Annotated in this window: 15 protein-coding genes; 2 read left to right on the forward strand and 13 right to left on the reverse strand. The window is 63.0% G+C overall.

The features are described from left to right. Positions 1-282: 282 nt before the first annotated feature. The 13 genes from F599_RS0105320 to F599_RS15525 form a co-directional block, all read right to left on the reverse strand. Positions 283-2295, reverse strand: a complete 2013-nt coding sequence (locus F599_RS0105320; protein ID WP_019542488.1) for an LTA synthase family protein — start codon at positions 2293-2295, stop codon at positions 283-285. Continuing rightward, positions 2292-3059: a DeoR/GlpR family DNA-binding transcription regulator gene (locus tag F599_RS0105325; protein ID WP_019542489.1), complete on the reverse strand. Its 768-nt coding sequence runs from the start codon at positions 3057-3059 to the stop codon at positions 2292-2294. The genes F599_RS0105320 and F599_RS0105325 overlap by 4 nt, the downstream gene beginning before the upstream one ends. Before the next feature lie 291 nt (positions 3060-3350). Then, on the reverse strand, positions 3351-4283 hold the full coding sequence (locus F599_RS0105330; protein ID WP_051081669.1) for an LPP20 family lipoprotein: 933 nt from the start codon (positions 4281-4283) through the stop codon (positions 3351-3353). An 85-nt stretch (positions 4284-4368) separates the two neighbouring features. Beyond that, positions 4369-5739, reverse strand: a complete 1371-nt coding sequence (locus tag F599_RS0105335; RefSeq protein ID WP_019542491.1) for a ClC family H(+)/Cl(-) exchange transporter — start codon at positions 5737-5739, stop codon at positions 4369-4371. A gap of 87 nt (positions 5740-5826) precedes the next feature. Next, complete coding sequence (rpsR, locus tag F599_RS0105340; protein WP_197018148.1) at positions 5827-6057, reverse strand: 30S ribosomal protein S18; 231 nt, start codon at positions 6055-6057, stop codon at positions 5827-5829. 18 nt (positions 6058-6075) lie between these two features. Then, entirely contained in the window at positions 6076-6531 is a 456-nt protein-coding gene (locus F599_RS0105345; RefSeq protein ID WP_019542493.1) for a single-stranded DNA-binding protein, read from the reverse strand. Between the two features lie 25 nt (positions 6532-6556). Beyond that, a complete protein-coding gene (gene rpsF, locus F599_RS0105350; RefSeq protein WP_019542494.1) occupies positions 6557-6844 on the reverse strand; it encodes a 30S ribosomal protein S6 in 288 nt (95 codons plus the stop codon). Positions 6845-7041: 197 nt separating this feature from the next. Then, a complete protein-coding gene (locus F599_RS0105355) occupies positions 7042-8763 on the reverse strand; it encodes a methyl-accepting chemotaxis protein (protein WP_019542495.1) in 1722 nt (573 codons plus the stop codon). 299 nt (positions 8764-9062) lie between these two features. Then, complete coding sequence (locus tag F599_RS0105360) at positions 9063-10517, reverse strand: TrkH family potassium uptake protein (RefSeq protein WP_019542496.1); 1455 nt, start codon at positions 10515-10517, stop codon at positions 9063-9065. A 24-nt stretch (positions 10518-10541) separates the two neighbouring features. After that, complete coding sequence (locus F599_RS13655; RefSeq protein WP_156021940.1) at positions 10542-12080, reverse strand: TrkH family potassium uptake protein; 1539 nt, start codon at positions 12078-12080, stop codon at positions 10542-10544. A 548-nt stretch (positions 12081-12628) separates the two neighbouring features. Then, positions 12629-13975 carry a Trk system potassium transporter TrkA gene (gene trkA, locus F599_RS0105370; protein WP_026327842.1) on the reverse strand — a complete coding sequence of 449 codons (1347 nt, stop codon included), beginning with the start codon at positions 13973-13975 and terminating at the stop codon, positions 12629-12631. A gap of 213 nt (positions 13976-14188) precedes the next feature. Then, positions 14189-15961, reverse strand: coding sequence for a flagellinolysin (locus F599_RS14760; RefSeq protein ID WP_019542499.1), 1773 nt, complete (start codon positions 15959-15961; stop codon positions 14189-14191). Between the two features lie 120 nt (positions 15962-16081). Further along, the gene (locus F599_RS15525; RefSeq protein ID WP_019542500.1) at positions 16082-16219 is read right to left on the reverse strand and encodes a hypothetical protein; all 138 of its coding nucleotides are present in this window, start codon (positions 16217-16219) and stop codon (positions 16082-16084) included. A 572-nt stretch (positions 16220-16791) separates the two neighbouring features. Here F599_RS15525 and F599_RS15095 point away from each other — a divergent pair. Both F599_RS15095 and F599_RS15530 read left to right on the forward strand, forming a co-directional pair. Beyond that, positions 16792-17283, forward strand: coding sequence for a DNA cytosine methyltransferase (locus tag F599_RS15095; RefSeq protein WP_071592850.1), 492 nt, complete (start codon positions 16792-16794; stop codon positions 17281-17283). Continuing rightward, positions 17261-17536, forward strand: a complete 276-nt coding sequence (locus tag F599_RS15530; RefSeq protein WP_156021941.1) for a hypothetical protein — start codon at positions 17261-17263, stop codon at positions 17534-17536. The genes F599_RS15095 and F599_RS15530 overlap by 23 nt, the downstream gene beginning before the upstream one ends. Positions 17537-17589: the final 53 nt, after the last annotated feature.

Raw genomic sequence — 17589 nt, forward strand, 5'->3', positions numbered from 1 at the left:
ACAAACGTCCACTTTGTGGACATTGTGCGCCCGTCCTTGCAGTAAATCCAGCCAATCGCGCTGCGCCTGCGGCTTGCGCTCTTGGGGATTTACATGTAAAACAAAGTGCGAGGCGGGACACCTCTTCCACCGCTTCGCGGTTCCCCTCCCGGGGCTGCCACTGGCAGCCCGCGCTGACGCGCCCCCTGAGGAGAAGGTATGTTCTCACCCGCTCAGCAGTAAGCGGAAAAATCTTTGTATTGATCATCCTTTCCTGAAAGGCTCCAGTGCCCCGTTCCCCTTTCATCTGTCCGCGAGCTTCGCCGCGTCGAGGATGGGGCCGTATTTCGCGCGCCACCAGGAGATGCTGCGGATGGCGTTGATGTAGTCCTGCATGGCCTGCTGGTCAAGCTCTGGCGCGGGACCGTCGTCCACGGGCTCGGGCACGAGCGGCACGGTGTCCGCCTTGCCGATGGCGTGGCGCGTGATGAAGAAGCCATAGTTGACGCCCTGCCGGTTCCCCGCCGTGAGGCTCGTACCGAGGCTCATGTAGGAGAATCCCTTGGGTGCGATGAGCTCGAGCAGCGTCGGCACGGCGTCGATCTGGCTGCCCGCGCTCTCCGGCGAGAGCGTGCCCTTGTGGATGCCGCGCCCTGTCACGATGAAGGGGATGCCGTAGCGCTCGTAGGTCGTGGGCGTTTTCTCGATATTATAGCGGTCGGCGTGGTCGCCCATGACGAGCACGAGGCTGTCGGGCCAGCGCTCCTTGACGGCATGGATGAAGCGCGCGAGCTCGCGGTCGGCGTACCAGTAGTGGCCGAGCTCCTTGAGGAGCGCCTCGTCACCGCGCGCCGCCGCAGGGAGCGCCGCGCGCGTGCGCTCCTTGTCGAAGCCCTTCGCCTCGACGTCGACGTCGTAGGGCGAGTGGTTCGATGCGTTCAAAATGACGTTGAAGCTCGGCGCGTCATCCAGCCCCGCGAGCACGCGCTCGTAGAGCACCTCGTCCTCGCAGCCCCAGACGCTCCCCGGCACATCGCCGAAGTCGCCGCGGCTGTAGAAATGCGCAAAGCCCTGCGCGCGCGTGAACGCGCCGATGCGCTCCCAGGTCGCGGGGCCAGCGTACCAGAAATTCGTCTCGTAGCCGAGCGCCGCGAGCTGCGGCGCGCTCGCCGTCGGATACGGCGCGGCGAACGCCTCGGGCATCGTCGTGAGGTAGAGGTTCGCGTCGGCAAAGCCCGTCACGACACCCGTGACGGCGGAGACGGTGCTCGCGCCGTTCGGCAGGAACGTCGGGCAGTAGTCGCTGTCCTCCTCCGCGATCACGGCGCGCATGCCGTCCGCGATATGGAGCTCCTTGTATTTCTCGAGCAGCGGCCAGTTCGCGTAGCTCTCCGAGAGGATGAGGAAGACATGCGACGGCCGCTCCGCCGCAGGGCCCGCCGCCTGGTGATGCAGGTAGTCGTCGAGGTCGTCGCTCACGGGCTCCATCCCCGCATGCAGCGCCGCGAGCGCGCGGATGTCGTCGACGGTGAAGTCGAGCCCGTTGCAGGCGAGCATGCGGTGCTGGAGCACATAGCCGCGGTGTACGGCCTGCAGGTTGTCGAGGATTGCCTCGTTGAGGAAATCATCGCGCGTCACGCCCGCGTTCTCCCAGTCGACGGCCGTCTGCCAGCCGAGGCTGCCGCCGAAGACAGAGAGCAGGCCGATGAGATAGCAGACGCCGAGCGCGAGCGCGCGCACGGCGAGCCGGAGCGGCCAGGCGAGGCGCGCGGCAAACGCGAGCCGCGGCCCGCGCCACGCGAGCACGAACAGCGCGAACAGCCGCCAGAGCACATAGGCGAGCAAGAGCGCGCCCGCGAGCCGCACAGGCAGGTAGAACTCCTGCACGAGCGAGAGGAAGAGCGCCCAGACATCGTCGTTCGCCGCGTTGAACATCAGCTGGCTGAAATTCGTATGGAACTGCCGGTAGTAGGGAAAGCTCGCGACGTAGAGCACCGAGAGCACGATGAGCTCCGCGCCCGCTGCCGCCTTCCAGCAGACGTTTTCTATCCGCGGCAGGAGATAGTGCGCGAGCGCGCCCGGCACGAGGGCGACGAGCGTGAGCGCGCCCGCCGTCTGGCACGAGAGGCGCGCGCCGCGCACGACGGCCGCGAGCACATCCGCCGCGCCTGTACCCGCCCCCATGTATTCCTGCATCCAGCCGAGGAAAAACAGCCGAAAAAAGAAAAGGACTGTAAGGTAGAAGAGCCATACCTTCAGTCCTTTTCTCAGCAAATCATCGAATGTCTCCCAGGCGAAAACCGCCGGCCACCTCATGGCAGGATGATCTCCACGCCGTAGTCCTCGGCCGCCTCGCAGATGTCCTCCGCGGGCTTCGAGTCCGTGATGAGGCCGGAGAGCGTATCGAGGCTCGTGTAGTTGTAGTTGCCGTCCGAGCTGAGCTTGCGCGCCTCGGCGACGACGTAGGCGCGCTTCGAGACGCGCACGATGGCCGCCTTGTTGATGCCGTCCTCGATATCATACGTCGAGACGCTGTTCTCCTTCACATCGACACCGACCGCGCCGACGAAAGCGATGTCCGGCTTCAGGCGGGAGATGAAGTCGAGCGTCATGCCGCCCCAGAAACCGTCGCGGCTCTTGTTGATCTTGCCGCCCGCGAACACGAGGCGGATCTTCGGGTTGCGCGCGAGCACGACGAGGATGTCGATCATGTTCGTCACGACCGTCATGTCGCGGTCCGTCTTCACGAGCAGCTCGGCGATCGCGAGGTTGCTCGTCGAGATATCGAGGAACACCATGTCCTTCTCATGGATGAGCTTCACAGCCGCCTGCGCGATGCGGCGCTTCGCCTCGACATCCGTGTTGCGGTGCTTGCTCACCTCGAGCATGTGCAGGTTCTCGCGGCGCACGACCGCGCCGCCGTAGGTGCGCTTGAGCTTGCCCTGCTTCTCGAGCGCGCCGAGGTCCTTGCGGATGCAGTCCTCGGTGACTTTGAACATCTCACTGAGATCCTTGACGCGCACCTTGCCGTCGCGCGAGAGGAGATTCAGGATGGCTTCCTGTCGTTCTTCCAAAAACATCTTGCGTCACTCCATTGATTGAAATACTGAGAACTCTTCTAGCCAAGGTATTGATTCATCTTGTTATTAAGTGACATTGTACCTGACATATTACAATTTTTCAAGTCCTTTCCCAAAAAATCGGCACAAATTTCAGCAAAGATAAACAATCGACGCAGCACCCCGGAAATCACGCGCAAACAAAAAGGAATGACACCCAATCCTGCCTTCCCCTATCGCCTCAGGAAAGGTACGGAATGTGCATCATTCCAGAAGGCCGCCGTGAGGCAGCCCCCGAAACGTCTCTCGTGCTCAGCGCACGAAGACGACGTTTGTCTTGTCGAGGAACCCGGTCGCGCCGTTCTCGATGAGCACGCGGTTCGCGTCCGCCGTCGAGAGCACGGGGTTCACGCCGCCGTCGAGGCGGATGGCACGCACGACAAGCGGGTTGCTGCCAGCGCGCGCGGCGCGGCTCAGATCGCTCGTGTAGCCCGCCATGCCATTCGTGACGACCTTATCATAGTCGAGGTTCTTGTAGCCGTAGATGGGCTGGCCGAGATCGTTCTTGATGACCGGGCTCATCGCGGGCTTCAGGCCGAGGCCGGAGCAGTCGACGATGAGGCCCGTGTAGCCGCCGATGGCCTGCGCGCCCGCGGGCGCCGCAGAGGCCGAGGAGCCCTTGGCGCTCGTCGCACCCTGTGTGACCGTCGTGCCCGCCGCGGTGCCGCCGAGCGTCACATCGACGTGGACGCTGCTCGGCACGGACGGCGCGACGGAGGCGACCGGCGCGGGCAGCGGCTCCTTCGCCGCCGTCTGCGGCAGGACCGCCGCGGCGACGGACTTCGTGACGCCGAAGAGCGGCACCTGCATCCTCACCGTGTAGCCCTGGCCGCCCTCGACCATCTTCTCATCGACGATTCGGGCCCCTTGCACGAGTGCGCTGACGTTCGTCTTGATGACGTCGCTCGATACGGCCATATCCTCGACCGTCGTCGCCGCGTCGACCTGCACACCCGCGATCTGTTCGGCGATCTGGCGGTACGCGTCGACGACGGCCGCACGGCGCGCCATCATGCGGGCCTGCACGGCGTTGCGTGCGTTCGAGGGCGCGACGCCCGTGCCCTCGACCTCGATGACGGAGCTCTCCCAGTCCGTCCCTGCCGCCGCAAAGGCGCTCGCGCAGCTCATGATGAGCAGCGCGCAGACAAGGGACAAGAGCCGTCCCCCAGCAATCCATTTCCTCATGTAGAAAACCTCCCTTTTCTCTCCCTTTGTCCTTATTATCGGCATTTATCGACAAAAAGTAAATAGTTTCCTTTCGGCGACCTCTTCATTTCGTTCCAGCGGGCCGCCCCAGCGCCTGCAGCCGCTGCCGCGCGCGCTCGCGCAGGCGCAGGCTGCGCGCGAGGAGCATCTCGTAGACGGGCGCGCCGCCCGCGATCTCCGAGACGAGGTAAGCCGTCATCGAGACGAGGATGAGCGGCAGCAGGTGCGCGAACGAGCCCGTCATCTCCATGATGAGCACCGTCCCCGTGATCGGCGACTTCACGACGCAGGCGAAGTACGCCGCCATGCCGAACACCATGCAGTCCACGGCAAGCTGCGGCGCGAGCAGGCCGAGCAGCACCGCCGCGCGCGCGAACATTGCGCCGCCGAGCGCGCCGAGCACGAGCATCGGCAGGAAGATGCCGCCCGGCACGCCCGAGCCGAAACAGAGCATCGTGAAGAAGAACTTCCCAAGGAAAAGCACGAGGAGGAAGAGCAGGCCGTAGTCCTCCCGCACGAGGCTGTCGACGAGCGGGCTGCCGCCGCCGAGAATCTGCGGCAGAAAAAAGCCCGCCGCGCACGAGGCAAAAAGCGGCACCACAGGCTTCGCCCGCTCCGGCAGCGACAGGCGCTGAAAGCCGTCGAGCGAGGCCGTGAGCGTGCGATTAAACGCGAGCGAGAGCACGCCGACGAACGCGCCGAGCAGGACGAGCGGCAGGAAGAACGCCCCCGTCGCCACCACGGGCACCTCGCCCATGTGAAAGACCGGCGCGAGGCCGAAGAACTCCTGCGTCACCGTCGTCGCCGTCACCGACGCGGCCACCGCGCCCATGAGCACGAGCGGCGAAAAATCCTTCGTGAGCTCCTCGAGGCAGAAAATCACGCCCGCGAGCGGCGCGTTGAACGCCGCCGCAAGGCCAGCGCCCGCGCCCGCCGTCAGGAGATAGCGGTCCTCGCCCGGCGCGCGGCGCGCGAGCCTGCCGACGCCCTGGCCGAGGCACGCGCCAAGCTGCACGCTCGGCCCCTCGCGTCCGAGCGACAGTCCCGCGCCGATGCCGAGCACCGCGCCCGCGAATTTCAGCACGAGCACGCGCGCCCAGTTCATCTGCATCTCGCCCGCGAGGATGCCCTCGATCTGCGGGATGCCCGAGCCGGACGTCATCGGCTCCGCCTCGAGGATGCGGTAGATGATATAGCCGATGCCCGCGAGCGCGAGCAGCCAGAGCGCCGTAAACTCCCACGGTGCCTGCGCGAGCCACGCGTAGAGCCGCGGCAGGATCTCCTCCGAGCATACGAGCAAATAGCGGAACGCCGCCACGACGAGCCCCGTGAGCACGCCGATGAGATTCCCCTCGAGGAACAGCCGGAGCTTCAGCCGTTCCGGCTGCGCAAGCCACGCGAGGAGTGCAAGGAACTTTGCACGCAAAGAAAACATCCTTTCCGTAAGGAATCACTGATTCATTCAGCGCTTCCATAAAAAAGAGGCCCGGCGGGCAATGCCCGACCTGAGCCTCTCATATCCTTATTCCGCCGTGAACGGCAAGAGTGCGATGTTGCGCGCGCGCTTGATGGCGACCGTCACCTGGCGCTGGTGCTTCGCGCAGTTGCCCGAGATACGGCGCGGCAGGATCTTGCCGCGCTCCGTAATGAAGCGGCGCAGCTTTGCCACGTCCTTGTAATCGATATGCTCGACCTTGTCCACGCAGAACGTGCAGACCTTCCTGCGGGGCCTTCTGCCTCTGTCACGTCTCATCAATCTGTTTCCCTCCAATCAAAACGGGATTTCTTCATCAGGGATGGACGGTCCGAAGGAGTTGTTTGCCTGCGGCGCCTGCTGCTGCGGCGCAGCGTTCTGCTGATAGCCGCCCTGCGGCATCGGCGCGCCGCCCTCGCGCTGCGGGCGCGAGCCCATGAACTCGACCTCATTCGCGACGACTTCCGTCACATAGCGCTTGCTGCCATCCTGTGCGTCGTACGAGCGGACCTGCATCCGCCCCTCGACGAGCACCTGGCTGCCCTTGATGAGGTTGTTTCCGCAGACTTCCGCGAGGCGCTCCCAGACGACGATGGGGATGAAATCCGCCGTCGGCTGGCCGTTCGCCTCCGCATTCCTGCGGCCGAAGCGACGATCCACCGCAAGCGTAAACGATGCGACGGCCTTGCCGCTCTGCGTGTAACGAACCTCCGGGTCACGCGTCAGACGCCCGGCTAAGATAACCTTGTTCATGGCAAATCCTCCCAGACCTTCAATATCAGTCCTCGTCAGCTCTCACGATCATGTGCTTGAGGAGCTCGTCCGTAATCTTCATGACACGGTCGCACTCCTTCATGCATGCCGGCTCAGCCGTCACATAGAACAGATCGTAGAAACCCTCGGTGTTGTCCTTGATCTCATAGGCAAGACGCTTCTTGCCCCAACGGTCTTCCTTGTCAATCGTGCCGCCATTGTCGGTGATGAGCTTGCTGAACTTGTCGATGACAGCGTTCACAGCCTCTTCCTCCAGCGGTTTCACGATAAATACGACTTCGTACTTTCTCACGAAATCACCTCCTCTTCGGTCTTTGGCCCTCCCCCGTAGAGAGGGCAGAGTTTCTTCTGTCGCTTTCGCGACTAGAAAATTATATCACGCGGCAAAGAAGTTTGCAAGGGAAAATCTCTCACCGCCTAGTACAAAAAGGCGCCCGCCGCGCCTGCTCCGGAGGGCAGAGGCAGCGAAAGCGCCTTTCGATGCATCGATCAATATTTGAATTTCTGCAGCGACTCCGAGAGCTCCTGCGCGAGCTGCGCGAGGCTGTCGCTCGCCGTGGCGATCTCGCCTGCCGACGCGCTCTGCTCCTCGCTCGCAGCCGAGACGCTCTCCATCTCGTTGACGACCTTGCCGCCGTTGCCCGCGATATTTTTCGTCTTCTCCTGGACGACGCCGGTCTGCGCGCCGACCTGACGGAGCTCGCTCACCATGGTCTGCGCGCGGTTCGCGACGCTCTCCGCCGCGCCGCGGATCTCGCCGAATGTCTCCTTGAGCTGCGCGACCGCCGCCGTGCCCTCCTGCACGGCCTGGCTGCCGGACTGCATGGAGGCGACGGCTGCCTCGGTATCGGCCTGGATGCCCGTGATGAGATCCGTGATCTGCTGCGCCGCCTCCTGCGAGGCCTCCGCGAGCTTGCGCACCTCGTCGGCGACGACGGCGAAGCCGCGGCCGTGCTCGCCCGCGCGCGCCGCCTCGATGGCCGCGTTGAGCGCGAGCAGATTCGTCTGCTCGGCAATGCTCGAGATCGTCTCGACGATCGTGCCGATCTCCTGCGAGCTCTTGCCGAGCTTATCGACCGTATCGCGCGAGCTGTTGACGACCTTCTCGACACTCTCGATGTCCGCGACGGCATCCTCGACGCGCTTGCCGCCGTCTACGGCGCGCGTGTACGCCGTGCCCGCGTCCTCCGACACGGCATCCGCCGTGCTGCCGAGACGGTTCAAGGAGTCGAGCGTCTCGGCAACGCTGTCCTGAGACTCCGCAACGTACTGCTGCTGCTCCGCCGAGGCCTGCGCCGCGTTCGTCACCGACTGCGCGACCTGATCGGACGCCTGCGCGCTCTGATGCGCGCTCGCCGTGAGCTCCTCTGAGGAGGCCGCGAGCTGCTGCACCGTCTCGTTCGTCTTCTTCATGAGCGCGCGCACGGTCTTGCGCATCTCGGCGAAGCCGCGCATCATATCGCCGAACTCATCGCCGCGCGTGATGGACGCGCCCGTATCGCGGAAGTCGCCGTCCTGCATCTTCTTGCAGGCCGCGTTCACCTTTTCAAGCGACTCCGTGATCTTCTTCGTCGTGATGATGCACGCCGCGATGAGGATCACGAGCACGACGAGCACGATGATGACGATATTGCGGATGACAGCGCTGACCTCCTGATCGGTATTCGCCTTGAGCTCGACGGCGCCCTGGTGCTCATCCTGCGTGAGCGCGATGAGTTTCTTGCCCATCGCGGCCGCCTGCTTCGCGCCGGTATTGCTGTAAAGACCAATCGCCTCGTCGTATTTCCCCTCGAGCGAGAGCTTCGCCACCTGGTCGAATGTCGCATGGACGTTCTTCCACTCGCTCTCGACGTCCTCCATGAGCGAGTTGCTCTCATCGTCGTCGACATCAATGGCATTGTAGCCCGCGATCGCGTCGTCGACCTGCTTCGCGCCCGCCTGATATTTCTGGTTCAGCTCCTGCAGACGCGCGGGATCATCACGGCACGTCGTCATGATGATGACCATGCCCTGCGCATAGCGCATGCCGCTCATCGCCGAGCCCGCGTAGTCGATGCCCTTGACGCTCGACTCATACATCGTGTTGAGATCGCCGCGCACCGTATTCAGGCCGAGATAGCCCGCGATGCTCACACCGAGCAGCCCGGCCACCGCGATGACGCCGAGGACTGCCATCTTGAATACGACCTTCAGATTGTCCATCCAGCCCATAAAAACACTCCCTTACTCTCTTACACAAATCATACCAAAACCCGGATCAAATGCCATGTCCCATCGCATCGCCAGGAGCGGCATCAGGCCGCACAGCCCGCGAGCCACCGGCGAGGCACAGCACAGGCGTCATCCCACCAACGCAGACCTGCCCCGATGCGCGCGGCATCCGCGCCCATGAAGGCGTTCGTCCGAAGCACGCCGCCCTTCCGTATACTGGAATAATTCTCCCCTAACAGGAGAAATCCTGCTGCTTTTTTTGAAAAAATTTCAGTCAATGCGTCATTTTCTGCGCCGCCTCACCACGGATGCTTCGTTCGCCAAAAAGCGGGCTGGAGCATCGCGAACAGCGTGAAGATCTCGAGCCGGCCGAGCAGCATCTCGAAGCAGAGCAGCGCCTTCATGCCCGCGGGTAGCGGCGCGAACGTGCAGGTCGCGCCCGCGATGCCGAACGCCGGGCCGACGTTGCCGAGCGTCGTGACGCTGATGCCGACCGCGTCGAAGATCGGCACGCCGAACGCCGTGAACGCGAGCGCGAAGAGCGCGATCGCCATAATGTAGAGGAAGAAAAAATGCCCGACGCGGTGGAGGACGGAGACCGGCACCGTATGGCCGTTCAGCCGCACGACGTGCAGCGCGCGCGGATGGAGTTTCGCGAGAAAGACATTCGCGCTGCTCTTCGCGAGCAGGACGACGCGGCTCACCTTGAGCCCGCTCGCCGTCGAGCCTGCGCAGCCGCCGATGACCATGAGCGTCAGCAGCACGCCCTTCGAGAGTGCAGGCCAGCGGTCGAAGTCCGCCGTCACGAACCCCGTCGTCGCGAGCGACGCCACCTGGAACACCGCGTAGCGCGCCGCCTGCGGCAGCGGCTCGCCGCCCGCGAGCACGAGGTTCGCCGTCACGAGCAGCGCGGCGCATGCGAGGATGGCGAGATACACCCGGAACTCCGTATTGCGCCGCAGCGCGCCCGCGCCCTTTTTCCACACCTTGTAATAGAGCGCGAAATTGCCGCCCGCGATCACCATGAAAAGCGACATCCAGCCCTCGATCCAGACGCTGTCAAACGCCATCGCGTTCGCGTCGTACGTCGAGAAGCCGCCCGTGCCGAGCGTCGAGAGCGCGTGGTTCGCCGCCGTCACCGCGTCCATGCCGCAGAGCCAGTAGATGACGGCCGCCGTGAGCGTCAGCCCCGCATAGAGGCGGAACAGCGCGCCCGTCATCGACTGCAGGCGCGGCATCACGCGGTCATGCGTCGGGCCCGTCGTCTCCGCGTTGTACATGTAAACCGTGCTCTGCCCCGCCTGCGGCAGCAGCGCGATGAAGATGACGATGATGCCGAGCCCGCCGAACCAATGCGTCATGCTGCGCCAGAAAAGCAGGCTTCGCGGCATCTCCGAAAGCGAGGTGATGACCGTCGCGCCCGTCCCCGTGAAGCCCGACAGGCTCTCGAAAAACCCATCGAGGAAGCCGAGGCAGCCGCCGAGCACATACGGCAGCATCCCGAGCCCCGCGCCGATGCACCAGCCGAGCCCCGTGATCGCGATGCCCTCGCGCATCGTGATCGCGCGCACCTCGCGCCGCGCGTGCGTGACGAGCACGCAAAAGAGCGCGAGCGCGAGGCCGAACGTCAGGCCGAACGCGCGCAGCGCCTCCCCCTCGCCCCAGAAAAGCGCAAGCGCGCACGGGAGGACGAGCACCCCCGCCACCGCGAGTGTCAGCCGCGCGAGCACGTAAAAGACAACGCGCAGATCCATCCCGCGCCTCCTTTCCGCCAAACCTTACCAGCGCCGCCGCAGCCGCTCCCCGACGAAGCACGCGAAGAGCAGCGCGGAAAAAATCTCCACGCGCCCCAGAAGCATCAGACCGATGCAGACAGACTTCCCGAGCACCGATAGCCCTGCAAGATCCGTGAAACCGAACAGCGCTGCCGTATGCCCCGTACTCGTGAGACACCCCGCCGCGAGGCCGAGCGCGGAGAGCACCGGCACCCCCGACGCCGCCACTGCGAGCGTCCCGGAGAGCAGCACCACCACCGTGAGGAAGAAGAGCGCGAGCAGCCGCCCCACCACCTTGTCCGGCACCGGCAGCCCGTCGAGCCGCACGCAGACCACCATGTGCGGATGCAGCGTCCGCCGCAGCTCCTCTGCCGTCATGCGGCCGAGCACGAGCAGCCGCACCGTCTTGAGCCCGCCCGCCGGCGAGCCGAGACACGCCCCCGTGAACGCGAGCAGGAACAAGAGATACCGGTCAAAATCCGGCCACCCCGCCACTGCCGTCGACGAAAACCCCACCGTCGTGAAAAACGACACCGCCTGAAACAGCCCGTGCCGCAGCGCCTCCCCCGCCGCATACGTCTGCGTGAGGAAAAGATGCGCGCCGATGAGCAGCCCCGAAGCCGCCGCGATCACGAGCGCCGCCCGCAGCTCCGCATCGCGCACGAGCAGGCCCAGGCTGCGCCGCGAGATCGCCTTCCAGTAGAGGAGGAAATTCCCGCCCGTCACGAGCATCATCAGGCAGCCCGCCACCTCGAGCGCCGGGCTGTCGTACGGCTGGAACGCCGCCGTCAGACTGCTCCCCGCCGTCGAGATCGTGAGCATCGCGAGCAGCAGCGCCTCAAACGGCGTGAGCCCCAGGAGCGCGAGCACCGCGAAAAAGAGCGCCGTCAAACCGCCGTAGACGAAAAGCCCGCGCCAGAGCGCGAGATGCATGCGCCGCCAGACAGGACTGAACGCGACGCTCTGCCGAGCCGTCAGCGTGATGCCGAAGCAGCCGCTCACCTGCGGCAGCACCGTCACGAGCATCACGACGAACGTCAGCCCGCCGAGCCAACTCATCAGCCCATGCCAGAGCAGGAGCGACGGCGGCAGCGCCTCCGCCGCGGGGAAACAGGAAAGCCCCGTCGCCGTGAACGCCGCCATGCTCTCGAAAAACGCCGCGAGCGGCGCGAGACGCCCCGAAAGCACAAAAGGCAGCGCGCCGACCGCTGCGAGATACAGCCACGCGAGCACCGCGAAACAAGCGCCCTCCCCGAGCCGCAGCGGCCGCCGATGCGCGCGCCCCAGCCAGCAAAAAAGCGCCCCCGAGCCGAGCGCCACGAGCAGCGGCACGCCGAACATGACGAGCCCCTCGCCCTGCGCCGCGACGGCCTCGCCCTTCCCCGCAAACGCCAGCACGCCCCGCACTCCGGAGCCCACCGCCAGCGCATCCCGCGGCGAAAGCGCGAGCGGCGGCAAAAGCGCAGCCGCCAGCGCCAGGGACAGACGGCTCATCAGATACCAGAAAATCTCATACCCCTGCCGCACAAACCCACCTCGCAATCATCGCCGCTCCGGCCATCCCATCGAAACAACCGGCTCACGCTCATATCAGCCGTCCGCATACGATCGTTCGCACACATCGTACCAACACAGACAATGCGTCTCTCCTATCCCCTCGGGCTGCAACCTCATCAAGACATCTCCGTAGCTTCGAGGCAGACACCTCTTCCGCCATCGCTACGCTCGGCACCTTCTCCTGAGGAGAAGGTCGATAAAACCGCCTCAAACAATCTCCCGCCACGAACAAACCATCGTTGCTTCACTCGCCTCGAACAACCTCCCGCCTCGAACAACCCCGCGTACTTTCTTTCCCGCCTCCCCCGTCGGCAGCGGGGCGGTTGGTGCCGGGCAGCGAACGCAGCGCGGAACTTATTCGGAGGCTCAACGAGCGCCTATCCCGCGCCGGTCGCGCTAAGCGCGACTAGGCGTACTTGCGCCCATTCCAATCAGCTGCGCCCTCCGGGCTTGCTTCTTGGGGGCGCAATGCAGCCGACGAGAGCGAAGCGCGGAGTGAGTCGCACGCGGCCTGCCGTCCTGCGCCTCGCCCCCTATTCTTTTCCTTTGAAACACCTCATGACTTTCTTCGCGAACTGTGTCTGCACGAAGAGGATCACGCGGTCGCCGGGCAGCAGCACGGACTCGCCGTTCGGGATGACCGCCGCGCCGTCCCGCACGTAGGCGCAGACGAGGCACTCGCGCGGCAGCTTGGCCTGCATGAGCGGCTTGCCCGCCGCGGGCGCCCCCTCCTGCATGATGACCTCGACCGCCTCCGCCTTCGCCCCCTCGAGCAGCGACACCGACACGACGCCGCCGCGCCGCGCGAACGCGAGCACCTCGCTCGCCGAGAGCAGCCGCGCCGAGAGCACGACATCGACGCCCACCTTCTCCATGAGATCGACATACTCATTGCGCGCGACGCGCACGACCGTCTTGTCCGCGCCGAGATGCTTCGCGAGCAGCGCGAGCATGAGGTTCAGCTTGTCGTCCTCCGTGAGGCAGACAACGACATCCGCCTCCGCCACGCCCTCCTCGAGCAAGAGATCGATATCCGTGCCGTCGCCGCAGATGGCGATGCCGTTCCTGAGCTTTTCCGCCATGCGCTGGCAGCGCTCGTGCTGCTTGTCGATGACCTTCACCTCGACGCCCTGCCCGTCGAGCATCGTCGCGAGCGCACGCCCCGCGCGTCCCGCGCCGATGACCATCACGCGGTGGATGCGCCGCGCGTCGCGCTGCACGAAATTCTGGCTGAACTTCTCGATCTGCTCCGGGATGCCGATGAAATACGCATTGTCATGTGGCAGCAGATAATCGTCGCCGTGCGGGATGATCATGCGGTGGTCGCGGAAAATCATCCCCGCGAGCACGCCCGGCGGCAGCTCGATATCGCGGAGCTGCCGCCGCGCAAAAGGCGAGCTCCGCCGCACGCGCGTCTCGAACAGCCGCACCTTCCCATGCGCGAAATCCTCGACATTGAGCGCTGCCGGCGTCATGAGGATGCGGTTGATCTCCGCCGCCGTGATGAGCTCCGGATTCAGCATGAGATCGATATCGAAATTCTCCTTGAGATACTCCTTGGCCTCGCCCATGAACTGCATATCGCGGATGCGCGCGATCGTATGCGCGATGCCGTGCTTCTTCGCGAGGATGCAGGCGACCATGTTCACCTCGTCGCTCGCCGTCACCGCGATGAGGATATCCGCGCCGCGGATGTCCGGCTCGTTCATCGTGATGGGGCTCGCGCCGTTCGCATGGATCGTGAGCACATCGAGCGTATTCTTCGGCCCCTCGAGCTGGTCGGCATCCTGATCGACCACGACGACATCGAACGCCTCCTTCGACAAAAGCTCCGCAATGCTGTACCCGAGCTTCCCCGCCCCGACAACGACAATCCGCACCATGACCGCTCCTTTCCCCGCATTCGTATGATTCCTAGTATACGATAGGCGCTATGTTTTTTCAACCCAGCGGCCAGAGCGCCTCATACTGCATGCAAAAAGAGCTGCCTGCAGTTCCTCGGTCTGCACCGATTCCCTGCGGGCAGCTCTCGCCCCTGACAAAACAAGAAACTCTTTATCTTTCTCCCAGCATTCCCAACACAAGGAGGCTGCTTACTGCAGCAAGCTCAGGACACTGCTACCGTTCTGGTTCGCCTGGGCGAGCATCGACTGCGCCGCCTGCAGGAGGATGCTGTGCTTCGTGTAGGCGGTCATCTCCTTCGCCATATCCGCGTCGCGGATGGCCGACTCAGAGGCCTGCGTGTTCCGGCTCGACGTGATGAGATTGTCCGCCGTCATGCCGAGACGGCTCTCGATCGCGCCGATGGTCGTGATCTGGTCGAGCGCCTTGCGCAGGGAGTTGTCGATGAGCGTGAGGGAGGTCTTCGCCTGATCGACGGTCTTGACGCTGAGCTTGCCACCCTCATCGTCTGCAAGCCCCATCGCGCGTGCGTGGATGTCCGAGAGCGCCACGCCGATGTTCTGATTCGCGCGCGTGCCGAGCTGGAACATCAGGCTCGTGTGGCGGCTGAACGTCGGCCAATGCACGGTGAGACCGCCGTCGTACATCGTCGTGTCGCTGTCCGGAAAGTACCAGAACGCGGCCGAACCGCCCTCAGGCACGATGTCCTCGCTCGTCTTCTGCTCGCGGCTGCCGCCCGCGTCGTAGCCGGTCGCCGCACCCGTATCGTCATTGTCGAGGTCGATGCCGCAGCACTCCTTGTAGAACGCGTCGGCATTCGCATACGCGGTCCGATCCGCGACGAAGGCATCCTGCAGCCCCTTGAGCGTCGCGCCCGGCACCGCCGCGCCGATCGCCGTCTCGAGGCTCTTGCCGCCGCCATTCATGAGCGCCGTCATGAAGCGCGCCATCGAGCCCTCGCCGCCCTTTTTCTCCACGTAGCGCAGGAACGCGAACCCGCCGGCATAGGGCTGCTGAGTATTCGTGCCGCTGCCGTTCGCGAAAAGTCCCTGATAGGCCGCCGCGTCCATGCTCCGCAGCGTCTGCGTGCGCGTATCGTCCGCGCCCTGCGTGAGCTCCGCCATGCCCTCGACGATATAGAGCGGCATGTCGGCGAAATCATCGATATTCGCCGACATCACGGCATGCGTGAGCTCATGCGCGAGCACGCGGTCGAGGTAGATGGCGCTCGCGCTCGACGACTTGCCGTTGACGTTCGTCGTGTCGAGCTTCGCCGTGCTGCTGTCATAGTAGTTCAGGTTCACCGTCAGCGTGAGACCGGTCGTATGACTCCCGACATACGAGCTGCTCACGTACGCGAGCGCGTCCGCCTGCGCGCTGCCCGCCGCCTCATGCTTCAGGATCACGTCCATCTCCTTCGGCTTCGTATTCGCCTCGTTGAACCGGATGCCGTACGACTGCTCGATGAGCGAGAGCGAGTTCGGGATCCACTCCGTGTGGAGCGCCTTGATGATGGTATCCTGCGCCGTATCCGCGCGATCCGCGCTACCGTCGAAGAGATAGCGCCCGTTGAACTGGATGCTCGCGTTCTCATCGACCTGATCGATCTGCTGGTCGATCTCGCGCTGGATCGTTGCGCGGTCGGCGTCGCTGTTGTGGTCGTTTGCTGCATCGAGCGCCTTCTCCTTGATCGTGCGCAAGACATCGATGGTCGACTGCACCGCGCCCTCCGCTGTCCGCATGAGGCTGCTCGCGTTCTGCGCGTTCGCCTTCGCCTGATCGAGGCCGCGGATCTGCACGCGCATGCGCTCGGAGATCGCGTACGCCGACGCGTCGTCACCGGCACCGCCGATTTTCCGGCCACTTGCGACTTTCTTCAGATCTTTCACCAGCTGCGACGAATTTTTATTGAGCGTATGGAGCGTCTCTGCCGCCGCCATATTGTGCATGATGACCATTGCCATATCAAGATAACCCCCGTGTCCATTGCCAAAAACGACTCCTTTCTTTATTTATCGACTGCACGCTTTCGCGTCTTAAGGAATCACTGATTAATCCAACGCTTCCTTAACCGTAAATTTTCCTCAGCTACGCTTGCGGAACACCAGCCCGCGAGCGCCCGCACCGCCGCCTGCCGTCTCATGCGCTTGATACGCGTAGAGCGCCGCCCCCAACAGCGCGAGCAAAGCCACGAGCCCCACGACCTTTTTCCTACCCTGCATAACCCTGCCTCCCCCTGTAAGCTGGTATTATGGGCTCGCGAAAAATCATGACATGTTCATGATCTTGTTTGCGTCTGCGAATTTGTACTTGTGCAGCATGAGCGGGCGCGGTCGAGAGTTCGCTACCTGTGGATAAGTGCGCCTTTTGGACAGGAAATTCCTATTCGAAAGGGCATTTGAAGGGATATGGAGACGTATTTTCGCGATAATTGGGTCTAATTATCGCGTAGTTGTATATAGTAATAGGTGTGTATTCGATACATGCCTATTAATCAGTGGTTCCTTAAGGAACCGCTGATTAAATGAGGTGCTCCGGATTTACGCGGATGCGCTGTATCTCCCTAGGAGACAAACCGGAGGCGTAGCGGGCTACGCTGAGGATTTGTCGACGACGGGAGGACAACGCAGACGCGTGAAGACGGCGTGCCGAATGAATCAGTGGTCCCTTAAAGCAAATAAGCGATTATTTTCGCTTTCCCTTCGAGACCAGCGGGTATATGAGAGAGGGTATTTGGGGGACGACAAAAATCGTACCAAACTATCACGGGAAGCATACAGTCCTGAGGAGTATTATGGACAGAAACGTCCCGGATGAGTTTTTCCTTGGCAACGATTTATCAAAATGGGATTATCAAAAGGGACCGAAGCATATTCTACGCAAATCGGCAAATGGTCATCAATATATGTATTCGGAAAGGCCAATCGCTTTTCCAGACCCCATCGACAGGCCAGCACGCACCATGCTGACGAGCGAGGCGACAACAAATCGCAGCACCCATGTCATCTGCGATATCGACCGCAATGAGTTGCGCTTGCTGACGCCAGAGGAAGCGGAAGCTATACAGGGATTCAAAAAGGGCTGGACAAATACTGGAATGAGCAAACGGTTTCGGTATTTTTGCATGGGAAATGCGCTTGTGACAGGATGCGTTACTGTTATGGGAGTGACGTTAAACCGCATTCTGGCAGGAAAAGCGATTAAAAAATTCCTATGTGGAGACCTTCGCGTTGCTAGACGATTTTCGCAAGAAAAACGGGATTATGCAAACAACACTTGCCACTAGTAATCCAGCTTCTGTCGTTGTGGATGATTTGCCCAACATTGATACCTGTAGTTTAGCCGCAGAGGAATCTTATAAGCAACTTCGCAATGTCTACTATCGTCATGCGCACTTGCGCCAAATCAAGGAGCAGTTGACGAGCCATCAACAAAAAGATATTTTAGATGCACTGGACACCGAAGAAGCCAGCCTGTTGGCTTCGCTACGATTAATCCACGTTGATTGTCAAAAAGAGGAATCATTGCGACTCTTTTAGTGATCTGCTGCAAATCCCATCTAAAAATAGCGGGTACCCAATGACACCTTTTC

This window comes from Selenomonas bovis DSM 23594 (genome assembly GCF_000381005.1).
In the GTDB taxonomy this organism is placed as follows: Bacteria; Bacillota; Negativicutes; order Selenomonadales; family Selenomonadaceae; genus Selenomonas_C; species Selenomonas_C bovis.